Origin of the sequence: Mesorhizobium sp. M0816 (genome assembly GCF_040320005.1) — a bacterium.
Lineage (GTDB): Bacteria > Pseudomonadota > Alphaproteobacteria > Rhizobiales > Rhizobiaceae > Mesorhizobium.
This window is the reverse complement of the sequence record NZ_JAMYOT010000004.1, coordinates 324,992-338,904: the sequence shown is the minus strand read 5'-3', so window position 1 is coordinate 338,904 and position 13,913 is coordinate 324,992. Positions and strand designations below refer to the sequence as shown.

15 protein-coding genes and 1 tRNA gene are annotated in these 13,913 nt (G+C 61.0%); 11 read left to right on the top strand and 5 right to left on the bottom strand.

Going from position 1 to position 13,913, the window contains the following annotated elements; genetic code table 11:
• Positions 1–290: 290 nt before the first annotated feature.
• Together NKI17_RS08480 and NKI17_RS08475 are read right to left on the bottom strand one after the other, a co-directional pair.
• The gene (locus tag NKI17_RS08480) at positions 291–560 is read right to left on the bottom strand and encodes a hypothetical protein (RefSeq protein WP_352905651.1); all 270 of its coding nucleotides are present in this window, start codon (positions 558–560) and stop codon (positions 291–293) included.
• A 68-nt stretch (positions 561–628) separates the two neighbouring features.
• Positions 629–829, bottom strand: a complete 201-nt coding sequence (locus NKI17_RS08475) for a hypothetical protein (RefSeq protein WP_352905650.1) — start codon at positions 827–829, stop codon at positions 629–631.
• 153 nt (positions 830–982) lie between these two features.
• Here NKI17_RS08475 and NKI17_RS08470 point away from each other — a divergent pair, with 153 nt between their 5' ends.
• Positions 983–1,753, top strand: coding sequence for a hypothetical protein (locus NKI17_RS08470; protein WP_352905649.1), 771 nt, complete (start codon positions 983–985; stop codon positions 1,751–1,753).
• Positions 1,754–1,784: 31 nt separating this feature from the next.
• The gene (locus NKI17_RS08465) at positions 1,785–1,958 is read left to right on the top strand and encodes a Lar family restriction alleviation protein (protein ID WP_352905648.1); all 174 of its coding nucleotides are present in this window, start codon (positions 1,785–1,787) and stop codon (positions 1,956–1,958) included.
• 544 nt (positions 1,959–2,502) lie between these two features.
• Here the strand turns inward: NKI17_RS08465 and NKI17_RS08460 are convergent.
• Positions 2,503–2,592: transfer RNA gene (locus NKI17_RS08460), tRNA-Ser, on the bottom strand.
• Between the two features lie 307 nt (positions 2,593–2,899).
• On the opposite strand from NKI17_RS08460, the gene NKI17_RS08455 reads away from it, so the two are divergent.
• The 9 genes from NKI17_RS08455 to NKI17_RS08415 all read left to right on the top strand — a co-directional run bounded on the left by NKI17_RS08455 (position 2,900) and on the right by NKI17_RS08415 (position 12,445).
• Positions 2,900–3,784: a GNAT family N-acetyltransferase gene (locus NKI17_RS08455; protein ID WP_352905647.1), complete on the top strand. Its 885-nt coding sequence runs from the start codon at positions 2,900–2,902 to the stop codon at positions 3,782–3,784.
• Between the two features lie 273 nt (positions 3,785–4,057).
• Complete coding sequence (locus tag NKI17_RS08450) at positions 4,058–5,278, top strand: septal ring lytic transglycosylase RlpA family protein (protein ID WP_352905646.1); 1,221 nt, start codon at positions 4,058–4,060, stop codon at positions 5,276–5,278.
• A gap of 131 nt (positions 5,279–5,409) precedes the next feature.
• Positions 5,410–6,540, top strand: coding sequence for a D-alanyl-D-alanine carboxypeptidase family protein (locus NKI17_RS08445; protein ID WP_352905702.1), 1,131 nt, complete (start codon positions 5,410–5,412; stop codon positions 6,538–6,540).
• 64 nt (positions 6,541–6,604) lie between these two features.
• Positions 6,605–7,279: a dTMP kinase gene (tmk, locus tag NKI17_RS08440; RefSeq protein ID WP_352448921.1), complete on the top strand. Its 675-nt coding sequence runs from the start codon at positions 6,605–6,607 to the stop codon at positions 7,277–7,279.
• A complete protein-coding gene (locus tag NKI17_RS08435; protein WP_352593881.1) occupies positions 7,276–8,331 on the top strand; it encodes a DNA polymerase III subunit delta' in 1,056 nt (351 codons plus the stop codon). Before tmk ends, NKI17_RS08435 begins: the two co-directional genes overlap by 4 nt.
• Positions 8,332–8,484: 153 nt before the next feature.
• Positions 8,485–10,035, top strand: coding sequence for a methionine--tRNA ligase (gene metG, locus NKI17_RS08430; protein WP_023675060.1), 1,551 nt, complete (start codon positions 8,485–8,487; stop codon positions 10,033–10,035).
• Positions 10,035–10,829 (top strand): TatD family hydrolase, encoded by a 795-nt coding sequence (locus NKI17_RS08425; protein WP_352593880.1) that lies wholly within the window; start codon positions 10,035–10,037, stop codon positions 10,827–10,829. Before metG ends, NKI17_RS08425 begins: the two co-directional genes overlap by 1 nt.
• Positions 10,830–10,832: 3 nt before the next feature.
• On the top strand, positions 10,833–11,651 hold the full coding sequence (locus tag NKI17_RS08420) for an MBL fold metallo-hydrolase (RefSeq protein ID WP_352636703.1): 819 nt from the start codon (positions 10,833–10,835) through the stop codon (positions 11,649–11,651).
• A gap of 203 nt (positions 11,652–11,854) precedes the next feature.
• Complete coding sequence (locus NKI17_RS08415; RefSeq protein ID WP_352593878.1) at positions 11,855–12,445, top strand: hypothetical protein; 591 nt, start codon at positions 11,855–11,857, stop codon at positions 12,443–12,445.
• Between the two features lie 157 nt (positions 12,446–12,602).
• On the opposite strand, the gene NKI17_RS08410 is transcribed toward NKI17_RS08415, so the two are convergent.
• Positions 12,603–13,166 (bottom strand): DUF2076 domain-containing protein, encoded by a 564-nt coding sequence (locus NKI17_RS08410; RefSeq protein WP_245274627.1) that lies wholly within the window; start codon positions 13,164–13,166, stop codon positions 12,603–12,605.
• Between the two features lie 23 nt (positions 13,167–13,189).
• Positions 13,190–13,897 (bottom strand): Bax inhibitor-1/YccA family protein, encoded by a 708-nt coding sequence (locus tag NKI17_RS08405; RefSeq protein ID WP_023675065.1) that lies wholly within the window; start codon positions 13,895–13,897, stop codon positions 13,190–13,192.
• Between the last annotated feature and the right edge of the window lie 16 nt (positions 13,898–13,913).

The window sequence follows — 13,913 nt, the reverse complement described above, 5'->3', positions numbered from 1 at the left end:
TTTTGTGCCTTCATGCCGGGCCTGCTGGCGCTTGGCCTTCCTGATCCTCGGCAAGTCCTGGGTATGGGTTTTGACCTCGCCACACCTGAAATGGGCCGGCCCGCAGTTCGTGTTTACGTCGCGGCCTAGCAGGGCGAGGGCGCGCTTGTGTTCGATAATCCAGCGGTCTGCGTGGCGGTGGATCGGCTCGCCGCATAGGCAGCACGGCGCGAGGTTGTGACCGGTGCAATGCTCGCTGAAGATGGCTTGCCGCCTCTTCGCTGACATGCGGGCCCGGGGCGTGTTCGCAGTCATCTGTTCTTCAGAGTGGCGTACAGTTGGAACGCCGCGTCCGAAATATCTTTCAACGGATTGGCTGAACAGTAGTTGGTGACCCACAGTTCCATGCTGTCTGCGTCTGTGCCTTTGGACAAATTGCCCGAGCCTCCCTGCACTGCTTCATGCATATTCATCGCGGTCACAAATCCCTGGACCCAGCTGAGACCAGTCTCCCGCATCAATTGATGTTTGACCCACGAGCCGCATGACTGGGCACCCGCGCCAATGACGGCATAGTCCATGGAATGCGCGATGGTGGTCCCACTAAGGATTAAAGCGCAAATAACTGGCGTAGCTCTAAACATGGTTGTCATCCTTTGGATCGAAGTCGGACGCCTGGGCTTCCGTGATTCAGGAACTCGATGCCCTCGGCCTCAAGAACGGTCATGACCGCGCGCACTTTGTCGAGGCCGCTGGTTAGCCCTTGGGCGCCCTTCTTCTCCATGGCGCCTACGGTGTTGATATTGATGCCGGCACGCTTGGCAAGCGTTCCTTGGTCGATGTCAGCCAAGGCGCGGGCTGCGCGAAGCTGGTTTCCCGTTGTGAGCATTCTGTGTCCTCTATCTGTCCAACTAGGAATATTTCATAGTTCGGTGTTGACGGCAACATAATCCGGGTTCATGGTGAACTGGTAAATATAACTAGTTAATGAGGAATAGACCACATGCCGAACATCACTGTTCGGGCAGCCGCCGAAGGCATGCCCGATGTCAACCGCCGCCGCCTTCTGCTTGGCCTTGCGGCTGCCTCAACCGCCGCCGCCGCCGCCGCTCTCACCGTGGCACCGCCCGCGCACTCTGCCACGGTGGCAGAAAACCCCGAGCTGATCCGGCTTGGCAAACAACTGCCGGACGCCTCCGCCGAATACCTTGCCGCGCTCGAAGAAATCGAGTGGATCGCTGCGGAATGGAAACACCGCTGGCCGCTTGCGCCCGACGAAATCACCTGGCCGCGAGGGGACTACACAGACGGCGAGCGCGATATCGCCGGGCGGCTCCTTAAACGTCCAGGAGAAGAGCGCGTCCGTTGTGTCCGTGATGTCAGAAACCTCGCGGCCATAGTGGCCACCGACCGCCCGCTGAGACACAACGCGAGTGAGGCCATGCGAGCTAGGCGTGCGCACTGGCTCGCTAGAGCCAAGAGAGAGCTCAAGCTTGGCAAGGCCTATCAGGCTCAAACCACCCGCCTTCGGGATATTTCAGGCATGGACCTGGCGAAGGCGAGGGCGGCTGCTGCGAAGAAGTCACTTTCAGATCTGGTGACGGCTATCATGGAGCAGCCGGGAACGGCTATGGAGGGGATGCTGATCAAGGCACAGGCGGTCACCACCTTCAACAAGGCGATTGCGCGCAAATACCCCTTGGAAAGCGAGCTTTGGGCTGCACAGTTGGCGGCATCGGTTCTCCAGTTGGCTTCGGAAGGGGAAGCATCATGAGCGACGCCAAGGAAATCGTGGGAGCTGGCCAATGACTAGGCTCCGCGAATGTCCATTCGACCACAGCCGCGATGTCGCAGTCGAGCATTTCAACGGGGACTATCACGTCAAGTGCAAGCGCTGCGGCGCACAGGGGCCGACTGCCGACACATGGGCTGAGGCTGAACGGCTTTGGAACCACCGCGACGGCAGCGACAAGCACTAACCCGCACACCAGCAAGCCCGCTGCCTCACGGTGGCGGGCTTTTTCGCGTTTTCAGGGGTCAAAGCCCTCGTCAAAACCACACGTGCCACACACGAATTGATCAATTTCGCGGTCCCCAGCTATTCCTACCGCGACCGGCTTTAGATCAGATGTGGTCCCCGTTTGTATCCAGCACCGAGGACACTGATAGTTGCCATTGCGCTCCGCTATGAATGTGGACTGCCGCAACCGTGACTTTTCAATCTCAGCGAGACGTGCGGCCAACAAGGCGAGGCGTGTCTCTGCGGCGGCAATCTCTCTCTGGACCTCTCTTTTCTCAATTTGCCGGTCGCTCGAAAACTGGATGGCTATCTGATTCAGTTGTTCGCTTATTGTCGGCATTAGTCCCTCCCGATCCTATCCCACACTAGAAAACCGGCTTCAGCGCACGCAATGGGTCAAGGAGATTCGATCGCCCATCATTTCGGCAAGTTAGGAACTAAGTTAGGAACTGAAGGAGCGCGGCCCATAAAGCGTAATTACAACAGGTAGATATAGAAATATCTGGCGGAGGGAGTGGGATTCGAACCCACGGTGGGCTTGCACCCACGCCGGTTTTCAAGACCGGTGCCTTAAACCGCTCGGCCATCCCTCCAAGGTGATTTTTCAATCACTTAGGATATCGCGAGAGGAGCGGGTTCGAGCTGTCGGTACCGGATTGGCACCAGGACGTTCCCCGACCGGTTCGCGCTCCATTCCTGTAAAGCCGCATTCAACGCCAAGTCAACCGTGGCGGCCGCACCTTTCGGCGCGATCCAGGACGGTGAGCAGCGTCATGGCGAGCTGTGTTTGTGCTGAGTGTGGAAAATCGTTTTTAAAACCCGCACGGACTATTAATCGTTGAGCGCTGATATGTGGAGCGCATTAGGCACATGTAAGTAAATCGTATTCTGGAGTTGATTTTGGCCGTACTTGGCGCTCTCCCGCCCGGTCTTCGCTGTAGACCAATCCGCGAAACCGACTGGGAGGGAGTGGTTGATTGCCTGTGCAGGGGCTTTCCGGCGCGTAACCGGAGTTACTGGATACACGCTCTGACCCGTTTGTCGCAGCGTCCTGCGGTTGCCGAGTTCCCACGATATGGCTTTGTTTTGGAGCATGCCGGTCGGATCGTCGGCGTTGTGCTCACCCTTTATGCTCGCTACCAGGGGCCAGAGGGCGACGAAATCCGCTGCAATCTTTCAAGCTGGTCAGTCGATGCAGATTTCCGTCCCTATGGCGCCATGTTGGTTGCGGCGGTTCTCAAGCGGAAGGACGTGACCTACACGAACATTTCGCCGGCACAAGCGACATTGAAAGCCAACCGGGCGCTAGGCTTTCGGCTCTTCTCCAGCGGACAATTTACCTTCTTGCCGGCTTTAAGTTTGACGCAGCGGTCATGTCGCGTGGTCGAAGTGCGTCCCGATCTTCCGGAATTGGCGATGCTGCCCGAGAGTGAGAGATACATACTCTCGGAACACGCCGCGCTGGGCTGCCTGTCGTTGATCTGCATCTGCGACGGAGCAGCGTTCCCCCTGGTATTGATGCCGCGCCGAATGTTGCACGGTGTTATCCAGTGCCATCAGGTCATCTATTGCCGCTCGCTTGCGGATTTGAGCCGCTGCGCCGGTGCGATGGGGCGCTTTCTCTTGCGAAGCGGAATCCTGGTTTGCTTTGTCGACGCCAAGGAGCCGATTCCAGGCTTGGTGGGATGGTACCGCCCCAACAAGGGGCTGAAATACTTCAAAGGTCCCAGACCACCCGCACCTGGAGATCTGACGTTCACCGAACTTGTGATATTCGGTCCCTGAATCTGCGCTCGCAGACACGCCAAGCCAGGGGCAAAGTGCGCCACGAACGGCGTTTCTGATCGATAAGCGATGATTTTCATGCCGATCAGCGAGGCGGTCCGTGCCACAATCTCGCCCGGTTCCGACCACAATCGGTTAATACGGTGATAAACAATTCCTGCGCACAAAAAGGATTGGGGTAGGGCGTCGCCGGCGTTTCTGGAGTGGGTGCTTTGGCATCGCTGACGTTCATGCTGCGGTGCCTTCGTCGATGCTATAGGGGACAATCAAAATATGCAGACCACGGCGCGCCCGCGTCTTCGTCGCGCTTCCGCTTTCGCGCTGTTTGCCTTGTCGGCAGCCTTTCTTGCAGCATGTGCCGGGCCGCAGCAAAAGGCGATGGTCAACAAGAAACCTCGCTCCAAGGAATATTTTTCCGAAGCCGAATACGGCGTGAAAGCCAGCCCGCGCGTCATGTTCAAGACGTCTCGCGGACGCGACCAGCTCGGCAAGCCCTATCAGGTGCGCGGCAAGTGGTATTATCCGAAGGAAGACAAACGTTACGCCAAGGTTGGCCTCGCATCCTGGTACGGTGAGGCCTTCCACGGCCGGTTGACCGCCAACGGCGAAGTCTACGACATGGCAGATCTGACGGCGGCGCATCCGACCATGCCGCTGCCGAGCTATGCGCGGGTCACCAACATGAAGACCGGCAGCTCGGTGATCGTGCGCGTCAACGACCGCGGACCCTATCATGATGGACGCATCATCGATGTGTCGAAGCGCGCTGCTGAAATGCTCGATTATGCCAACATCGGTACGGCCGAGGTGAAGGTCGAATATGTCGGCCGTGCGCCGCTCGAAGGCAATGACGGGCAGTATCTTATGGCTTCGTATCGTCCAGGCAACAGGGCGCCGGATCCGTCGGACGGCCTGCCCAGCGGTGTCATGGTCGCGATGAATGGGCCGTCGCCAAGCCTGCCGGTGAGCGCTGCTGCCGTGCCGTTCCCCGGTCAGCTGACGAATTCCGGGCAGGGATCCGATGCAGGGCCTGTCATGGCAGTGCAAGCATCTGCTTTGGGAGACATTGTACTGCCCGATTTCGGCCCGATCGTGCCGGAGCGCCCGGAGATCAACCTGCCGGCGCAATCGCCGTTCACCGTGGCGTCGCTGTCTTACGCGGACGAGCGCGTGCAACGCGCCTCCAACGCGTTTGCCGAGCTGGATGGCGCCGGCATGTCGCCCGCCGAAATTCTTCAATCGTGGAAGCGGCAAGCTCCTACCGGGTCGCCCACGGACTATGTCGCGGCGGGTTCGTTCGAGAATGCCGCCGAAGCGGAGCGTGTGGCGGCCCAGCTTTCCAGCTTCGGCAAGACCGAGATCCAGCGCTCGGAACTTGAAGGCAAGGACTGGTACTCGGTCAACCTCTTTGCCGACGGTCGTGGCAGCCTGGACGAGATGCTGCAGGCAGCGTGGTCGCATGGTGCGCCGGATGTGCTTGCTGTACGCAACTGAGCTCGGGGCTGCCTGGTTTTTTCGCGCGCGATTGATCCGCCAGGCAAAAGCCTGATAGCTTCTGCCAACTTGCAAAAGCGCCGGCTCACTGGTCGAACCTGATGAAATCTTTTCACCCTTTCACCGGGCTTATGGCGCTCGGCCTGCTGCTGCTCTCGCTTGCGCCGGCCTCAGCACAGCTTTTCGAGACCAAGGCCGCGCAGGCCTTCATGATCGATGCCGAAACCGGAACCGTGCTGTTTTCCAAGGACGCCGACAGGTTGATCCCGCCGGCCTCGCTGGCCAAGCTGATGACGATGGAAGTGGTTTTCGACGCCATCAAATCAGGGCGCATGACGCTCGATGACACCTTCGTGGTGAGCGAGAACGCCTGGCGCAAAGGCGGCGCTCCTTCGGGGACATCGACCATGTTCGCCAAGCTCAAGTCGACGATCCGGCTGGAAGACCTGATCCAGGGCGTGACCGTGCAGGCGGCCAATGACGGCTGTATCGTCATCGCTGAAGGGATGGCCGGGTCCGAAGCAAACTTCGCGGCGCAGATGACCGAGCGTGCCCGCCAGATCGGCTTGCAGAAATCGACTTTCGTCAATTCCACCGGTCTGCCGGCCGATGGGCAGCAAACGAGCGTTCGCGAACTCGCGCTTCTGGCGCTGCATATCTGGCGCAACTACCCGGATCTCTACCGCTATTACGGCCAGAAGGATTTTACCTGGAACAAGATTTCCCAGAGGAACCGCAATCCGCTACTGGGCATGGACATAGGCGCCGACGGGCTCGCGGTCGGTGCCAGCGAGCAATCCGGGTTCGGCATTGTCGGCTCGGTCAGCCACAACGGCACAAGGGTGATCGCGGCGATGAGCGGCCTGGCAAACGACCGTGAGCGTGCTGAGGAAGCGCGAAAGCTGCTCGACTGGGGCGTTCGCTCCTTCGAGAAGACTGAAGTATTCGCCAAGGACGAAGTGGTTGGCGAAGCCCAGGTCTTTGGCGGCGCCAAGTCCGGTGTCGCGTTAAAGGCAAAAGGACCGGTGCAGATCTTCCTGCCGATCACCAACCGCGACAAGCTCACCGCCAGGATCGTCTATGACGGACCGGTGGCAGCGCCGGTGGAGGAGGGGCAGCCGGTGGGTACGCTGCGCGTCTGGATCGGCGATACGCTGAGCCAGGAGACGCCGCTGTTTGCCGCCGAGTCGATCGGTGTCGGTTCGCTGCCGCAGCGCGCGCTCGACGCCGCCAAGGAACTGGCCGTCGGCTGGCTGCGTTAGCACCGTCGCGGTGGACCTTTTTTCCCGCCGGGACTATACGGTCCCCGAAGTATGGACAAAGGCTTTGGCGCGCGGATTTTTCATCACTTTTGAAGGCGGCGAAGGAGCAGGCAAGTCGACGCAGATCGAGCGGCTGGCAAAGAAGATGCGCGCCAAGAAATACGATGTGCTGGTGACACGTGAGCCGGGTGGCTCGCCGGGCGCGGAGGCGGTCAGGCATGTCCTGCTTTCAGGCGCAGCCGAGCCGTTCGGCCCCAAGATGGAAGCGCTGCTTTTCGCCGCTGCGCGTTCCGACCATGTCGAACAGGTCATCCGGCCGGCAGTCGAGCGCGGTTCGGTCGTGCTTTGCGATCGTTTCATGGATTCCTCGCGCGTCTACCAGGGCGTGACCGGCGGCCTCGACCCGGCATTCATGGACGCATTGGAGAAGGTCGCCATCAACGGCATGGTGCCGGACATGACACTGATCTTCGACATCGACCCCGCCGAGGGCCTGAGGCGCGCTACCGCCCGGCGGGGCAGCAGTGACGGACCGGACCGCTTCGAGAAAGAAACATTGGCCATCCACCAACGCCGGCGCGAGGCGTTTCTCGCGATCGCCTCAGCTGAACCCGAACGCTGCGTTGTCGTCGATGCCTCAGCCGACCTAGATGCGGTGGAGGATGTCGTTACCGCCGCGGTGTTCGCGGCTCTCGAGAGGATGATGCCGGCACAAAGAAGGCAGGCGGCGCCAGCATGATTTTCGAACGCATCGCGCCCGAACAGCACGATACGCTGGACGGGGTGCCCGAGCCATCCGAGACGCCGCGTCTTGTCGGTCACCTGCAGGCGGCCAACATGCTCGCCACCGCTTACCGCTCGGGAAAGCTGCCGCACGCACTGATCTTTGCCGGACCGGTTGGCATCGGCAAGGCGACGCTGGCCTTTCACCTGGCGCATCATCTGTTGAAGCACCCGGCCTTCGAGCAGGCGCCGGAAAGCCTTGCCGTTCCAGATCCGGCTTCGTCGCTGTTTCGACAGATCGCCACCGGCGCGCATCCTTCGGTGCTGCATCTTACACGCCCGGCGAACGACAAGACCAAGAGCTTCAAGACAGTGGTCACGGTCGACGAAATCCGCAAGGTCAGCCGTTTTCTGTCGCTGACCTCGCACGACGGCAGCTACCGGGTGGTTATCGTCGATCCCGCCGACGACATGAACACCAATGCTGCCAATGCCTTGCTGAAGAATCTTGAAGAGCCACCCGCGCGCACCTTGTTCATCCTCATCGTCCATGCGCCGGGCAGTCTGCTGCCGACGATCCGGTCGCGCTGCCAGATGGTGCGGTTGGCGCCGCTCGATGCCGAGAACTTGATGACGGTTCTGGAAGGCATCGAGCCGCCGCCACCGGAGGATCCTGGGGCGCGCGCGGCGCTGGCGGAGCGGGCAGGGGGCAGCGCGCGCAATGCGATCCTGTTGACGCAGTATGGAGGGCTCGAAATCGCCGCCACCCTCGACGCCCTGGTCATGTCCAAGAAGATAGATGTCGCAGGCGCCTACCGTCTTGCCGAGGCGGTCGCCGGCCGCGACCAGGCAATCCCGTTCGAGATATTCAATCGCCGCGCGCTTGATCTGCTGTCGGCCGGCGCCAGCCAGGCCGCGCTCGCCGGCGATCTCGCGCGGGCCAAAACGCTGTCGGATACTTGGCACGAGGCTTTGAACGCTATATCTGAAACCGAGACCTACAATCTCGACAAAAAGCAGCACGCCCTGACCATGATCGACCGCCTGAATTCTGCAATGCGAATGTGACGGCCGCTGGCGTGGCTTTGAAGCCCCTGAGTATTGATCCCAATCAATCGCAGGAACTTCGAAGCCACCACATTGGCGTCGGATGGCAATTGCCGTTTCGATGCGATATCTCACCGCGACATCTTTCATTCAGACATTCATGACGGCTCATCCATGGCACGCGAAAAATACTACGTCACGACGGCTATTTCCTATCCGAACGGCAAACCGCATATCGGCCATGCCTACGAGTTGATTGCCACCGACGCGCTGGCCCGCTTCCAGCGGCTCGACGGTAAGGACGTGCTCTTTCTCACCGGCACCGACGAGCACGGCATAAAGATGCTGCAGACGGCGAAGAGAGAAGGTATTTCAGCGCGCGAGCTGGCAGACCGCAACTCGGCCGATTTCGAGCGCATGGCCGTCGCGCTCGATGCCTCCAACGACGATTTCATCCGCACCACGGAAAAGCGGCACTACAAGGCCTCGCAGGCGATCTGGAAGGCGATGGCCGCCAATGGCGACGTCTATAAGGGCGGCTATGCCGGCTGGTACTCGGTGCGTGACGAAGCCTATTACGGCGAAGAAGAGACCGAGGTGCGTGCCGACAATGTCCGCTATGGGCCGCAGGGGACGCCGGTCGAATGGGTCGAGGAAGAGAGCTACTTCTTCCGGCTGTCGGCTTATCAGGACAGGCTCCTTGCACTTTACGAAAACCAGCCCGATTTCGTCGGTCCTGCCGAGAGGCGCAATGAGGTGATGAGCTTCGTCAGGTCCGGCCTGAAGGACCTATCGATCTCGCGCACCACGTTCGACTGGGGCATCCCGGTGCCGGGCGACGAGAAGCATGTGATGTATGTCTGGGTCGACGCCTTGACCAACTACATCACCGCCGCCGGCTATCCGGATCCGGCCAATGAGAGATGGTCGTTCTGGCCGGCAAACGCGCACGTCATCGGCAAGGACATCGTCCGCTTCCACGCGGTCTACTGGCCGGCTTTCCTGATGTCGGCTGGCATCGAATTGCCGAAGCGCGTGTTCGCGCATGGTTTTTTGTTCAACCGCGGCGAGAAAATGTCGAAGTCGGTCGGCAACGTCATCGACCCGTTCGCGATGATCGAGCACTACGGCCTCGACCAGGTGCGCTATTTCTTGCTGCGCGAAGTGCCGTTCGGCCAGGACGGCAGCTACAGCCATGATGCGATCGTCAACCGCACCAATGCCGACCTTGCCAATGGCCTCGGCAACCTGGCGCAGCGCTCGCTGAAGATGGTCGCCAAGAACTGCAGCGGCGCGGTGCCAAAGCGCGGCGAACTGACCGAAGCCGACAGCGCCATCCTCGACCAAGCGGTGGGGGCACTCGCCGTCGCGCGAAAGGCGATGGCGGATCAGGGCATCCATTTGGCGCTGGCGGCGATCTTCGGAGTGGTGGCCGAAGCTGACCGCTATTTCGCCTCTCAGCAACCCTGGGCGCTAAGCAAAAGCGATCCAGAGCGTATGAAGACAGTTCTGTGGACGACGATCGAAGTCGTCCGGCGCGTGACGCTGCTCTGCCAGCCCTTTGTTCCGGGGTCGGCTGCTAAGCTGCTCGACCTGCTGGCGGTGCCGGCAGACAACCGTGACTTTGCGCATGTCCACGCCGACTATGCGCTGGTGCCCGGCACGGCATTGCCCGCGCCGGAGGCGGTCTTTCCGCGTTACGAAAAGCAGGACGCGAACGCCTGATGCTGGTCGACAGTCACTGCCACCTCGACTTTCCGGATTTCGCCGAAGAGCGGACGGCCATTGTCGCCCGCGCCCTAGCGGCCGGCATCGGCCGAATGGTGACGATCTCGACGAGGGTGAAGCGATTTAACCAAGTGCTTGAGATTGCAGAGACTTTCGATGAGGTCTATTGCTCGGTCGGCACCCATCCGCATAATGCGGCCGAAGAGCTTGATGTCACTGTCGATGATCTGGTGCGGCTCTCTGCTCATCGCAAAGTGGTGGCGATTGGCGAGGCCGGACTCGACTATTTCTACGATCATGCGCCGCGCGACGCACAGGCGCAGGGCTTTCGCACCCACATCGCCGCGGCGCGCGTGACCGGTCTGCCGCTGGTCATCCATTCGCGCGACGCCGACGACGACATGGCTGATATCCTCGAAGAAGAAACGGGGAAGGGCGCCTTCCCCTTCATCCTGCACTGTTTTTCGTCGGGGCGCCGGCTGGCCGAGATCGGCGTGGCGCTCGGCGGCTACGTCTCGTTTTCCGGCATCCTGACCTTCAAGAACTCCGCCGAGCTGCGCGCCGTCGCCGCCGATGTGCCGCGCGACCGTCTGCTGCTCGAAACCGACGCGCCATACCTTGCGCCAATCCCGTTTCGCGGTAAGCGTAATGAGCCCGCCTATGTCGCGCATACAGCCAAGGTGCTGGCCGAGACGATCGGCTTCAGCGAGGCCGAGATCGCTAATATCACCACGGATAATTTCTTCCGGCTGTTTAGGAAAATGCCGCGCCCGAGCGCGCCGGGCGCCTGACGCATGAGCGACCGGTTACGTCTTACCGTCCTCGGCTGCGGCTCATCGCCGGGCACGCCACGCATCACCGGCGACTGGGGCAATTGCGATCCCGCGGACCCCCGGAACCGGCGCACGCGCACCGCAGCGCTCGTCGAGCGGATCGCGGCGAGTGGCGCCCGGACCACGGTCGTCATCGACACCGGCCCGGATTTCCGCGAGCAGATGCTGCTGGCATCGGTCAAGCGCATCGATGCGGTGGTCTATACACATCCGCATGCCGACCATATCCACGGCATCGACGATTTGCGCGGCTTCGTGCTCGAGCAGCGCCACCGGATCGACATCCATGCGGATCAGGCTACCATGCTGCGCCTACGCGAGGCGTTCCGCTACTGTTTCGAAACACCGAAAGGCAGTTCGTATCCGCCGATCGTCAACGCCCATATCATCGACCACCACAGGCCGGTGGTGATCGCAGGCGAGGGCGGCGCCCTCACCCTCGAACCGCTGCTGCAGCTCCATGGCGACATCACCTCGCTGGGTTTCCGCATCGGCGGGCTGGCCTATTGCCCTGACGTCAGCGACTTTCCGGAGGCGACCGCCAAGCGTTTGCGCGGGCTGGACATGCTGGTCATCGACGCGCTGCAATACACCGTCCATCCGAGCCATCTGTCGCTTGGCCAGGCGCTTGGCTGGATCGAAAGACTGGCGCCGAAGAACGCGGTGCTGACGCATATGCATGTGCCACTCGACTACGCTACGGTAATGGCCGAGACGCCGGCCAACGTCGAGCCTGCTTATGACGGCATGACGATCGAAATCCCTTACGAATCAGCGTGAAAGACTAAGTTTTTACGGCCTGGGTTCCCGAGTTGGATCTCGCGAGGTGCTATCTTCACGTCACATCCAATCGGCCATGCCAGTTCCATAATCTATCTTATGCGACTACGCCTATAGCATCCGTTGGCGGCGAGATCAGGCCGGTCACTCTTAGACATTCGCAACAGCGCTGTGGGGCAACGGGCATGCTAGGGTTGGGAATCATGAACACACTCCCGCTACTTGCAAGTCTTGCCCTCACCCTCGCCTGCGCGCTCACTGGCGCGCGAGCGCAGGACTTTGATCGTGCGCCAGGCGAGAACGACCTGGCTTTCGCCAAACGTGTTGTTGGGTTCGCCGACAATGCTGATCCGCACACCACAGCCGTGAGCTGGAACGGCCTCCAGACACTCTTCGTCGATTACCAGACTACTGAGGAATATCCGGAACGCCCACTCGTCGCGCTACAACGGCTAGCTGACAACAGATATCGCGCAATCCAGGTCACGATCGGTGAACAAGAGGGCGACACACCGGACATAGCGCTCGGCCTCGCCAACGCCGACCACGACCCGGCAAAGGAACTGATCGTGATACTTTCCTGGGCTCAGATGCACTACGATGTCGAAGGGACGCTCTACGAAGTTCGCATCTTCGATGGCCCCAAGCCAGGCCAGAAGGCGCTGACTCAATTGAAAGCGAGCCGGAAGTTCGATACCACATGCGACTGCCATTGGCGCGACGGCGCAACGAAGCACTTCCGCTTCAAGACGATCGCGGCGGTCAAGGCTGAACTGAAGCGCCTGGGCTATTAGCCGCCGGCGGACGATCGCGGCGGTCAAGGCTGAACTGAAGCGCCTGGGCTATTAGCCGCCGGCGAGGGCTCGCTTCCCGGATGTTGCCCTCGCCACCTCGCCGATGCTGACCCGCAATCGTCACCAGCGCCAGCACAGGCACAGGCTGGGTCGCTCGTCAGAACTCCATATCACCGAAGTCACCGCCATTATCGGAGCTGGAATCGCCTGCCTGATCGGCTTCGTCCGGCTGCGGCGTCGGCTGTTCAGCTGCCTTCGCTTCGCTGCCGCCAAGCACGCCGGCGATCGCGTTGCCGAGCAGCACGCCGCCCGCCACGCCCATCGCGGTCTGCGCGGCGTCGGCAAGAAAACCGCCGCCTGCCCGTTGTGGCGTGTCCTGCGGCCCTTCAGTTGCAACGGAGGCGGTGCGCCCTACCCGCGGAACCGAGCCTGAGCGCCTGCCGCCGCTGCGGCCGAAGAAGCCGCTGAGCGGTCCACCGCCGGCCGGCTGCCGCGCCTGCTCCTCCAGTTCTTCTATGCGCGCCTGAGCTGCGTTCAGGGCCTGCTCCTGCACCACGATCGTCTGGGCCATGTAATATGGCGCCCCAGGCTGCTGGGTGATCTGGTCCTGGATGAAGCGCTCTGCTTCGGCATCGCGCGGCGGCGCCTGGCGCTCGGCGCTTGCCAACTTCTCGAAGAGCTGTCCGATCGCTTGCTGATCGTTTCTGTCCAGGATGTCCAACTCCGGTCTTGGTTCAACGCCGGCTATTCGCGCTCGCCGGTGAAGTTCAACAGCAGTTGGAAGATGTTGATGAAGTTCAGATAGAGCGAGAATGCCCCGAAGACAGCGAGTTTCTGCTGTGATTCCGCGCCGAAGTTTTCCGCATACTGCTCCTTGATCGTCTGGGTATCCCAGGCGGTGAGGCCGATGAAGACGGCGATGCCGATCACAGAGATCGCGAATTGGAGCGCGGTCGAGCCCAGGAAGATATTGACGATGCTGGCGATCACCACGCCGATCAGGCCCATGATCAGGAACGACGAAAACTGCGTCAGGTCGCGTTTGGTCGTGTACCCGTAAAGGCTGGTCGCGCCGAACATGGTGGCGGCGATGAAGAAGGTGCGTGCGATGCTGGTGCCGGTAAAGACCAGGAACACGGAAGCCAGCGACAGGCCCATGACCGCGCAGAATGCCCAGAACATCGCCTGGGCGCCGCCTGCCGACATCGCCTGCATCCGAAACGAGAACAAGAGCACAAAGGCCAGCGGGGCCAGCATCACCACCCATTTCAGCGGTGTGGAGAAGATCGGCACGTAAAGAGCGGGCGTGGAAGCCACCACGAACGCGATCACGCCCGTAACGACGAGGCCAAGGCCCATATAGTTATAGACGCGCAGCATGTGCCGGCGCAGGCCTTCATCGTAGACGGCTCCGGCTCGGGCTCCGGCCCCGATATATCCGAGATTGTTCATGTGGTTCTCCTTCTTG

What these genes read in the sequence shown, in the direction of transcription:
- NKI17_RS08480 (WP_352905651.1), bottom strand. Translation starts at nt 560, where the DNA reads ATGGACTATGCCGTCATTGGCGCGGGTGCCCAGTCATGCGGCTCGTGG.
- NKI17_RS08470 (WP_352905649.1), top strand. Translation starts at nt 983, where the DNA reads ATGCCGAACATCACTGTTCGGGCAGCCGCCGAAGGCATGCCCGATGTC.
- NKI17_RS08465 (WP_352905648.1), top strand. Translation starts at nt 1,785, where the DNA reads ATGACTAGGCTCCGCGAATGTCCATTCGACCACAGCCGCGATGTCGCA.
- NKI17_RS08450 (WP_352905646.1), top strand. Translation starts at nt 4,058, where the DNA reads ATGCAGACCACGGCGCGCCCGCGTCTTCGTCGCGCTTCCGCTTTCGCG.
- NKI17_RS08445 (WP_352905702.1), top strand. Translation starts at nt 5,410, where the DNA reads ATGGCGCTCGGCCTGCTGCTGCTCTCGCTTGCGCCGGCCTCAGCACAG.
- NKI17_RS08435 (WP_352593881.1), top strand. Translation starts at nt 7,276, where the DNA reads ATGATTTTCGAACGCATCGCGCCCGAACAGCACGATACGCTGGACGGG.
- metG (WP_023675060.1), top strand. Translation starts at nt 8,485, where the DNA reads ATGGCACGCGAAAAATACTACGTCACGACGGCTATTTCCTATCCGAAC.
- NKI17_RS08425 (WP_352593880.1), top strand. Translation starts at nt 10,035, where the DNA reads ATGCTGGTCGACAGTCACTGCCACCTCGACTTTCCGGATTTCGCCGAA.
- NKI17_RS08420 (WP_352636703.1), top strand. Translation starts at nt 10,833, where the DNA reads ATGAGCGACCGGTTACGTCTTACCGTCCTCGGCTGCGGCTCATCGCCG.
- NKI17_RS08415 (WP_352593878.1), top strand. Translation starts at nt 11,855, where the DNA reads ATGAACACACTCCCGCTACTTGCAAGTCTTGCCCTCACCCTCGCCTGC.
- NKI17_RS08405 (WP_023675065.1), bottom strand. Translation starts at nt 13,897, where the DNA reads ATGAACAATCTCGGATATATCGGGGCCGGAGCCCGAGCCGGAGCCGTC.